Below are 304 nucleotides of genomic sequence, written 5' to 3'. Positions count from 1 at the left end.
TACGGCGGTGAAAGCTTTGCTGCTTTTTCTGATGGCGTGCAAAACGCATTTAAAGCAGCCGGCGGTGTGCCTAAAGAAGTGCGTACAGACAGTCTGAGTGCCGCCTATCGTAATCACACTAATGATAACGATTTTACAGAGCGCTTTAATGAATTAGTCACCCATTATGGCTTTAAAGCGACCCGCAATAACCGCGGTATTGCGCATGAAAATGGGGCTATTGAGAGCCCTCATGGGCATCTTAAATCGCAACTGGAGCAAGCATTAAAAATCCGTGGTAGTTATGACTTTCAGACAAGAGAAG

Annotated in this window: 1 pseudogene; it reads left to right on the top strand. The window is 45.7% G+C overall.

Annotation, left to right across the window (positions count from 1 at the left end):
- Nucleotides 1-304 (top strand): annotated as a pseudogene (locus ACT3RM_RS18285) (IS21 family transposase); the annotation flags it as partial.

The organism is Pseudoalteromonas sp. AOP7-A1-14, assembly GCF_052376275.1.
Classification (GTDB): Bacteria; Pseudomonadota; Gammaproteobacteria; order Enterobacterales; family Alteromonadaceae; genus Pseudoalteromonas.
Note: the sequence above shows the minus strand (reverse complement) of the source record. Positions and strands in the feature narration are given on the sequence as shown.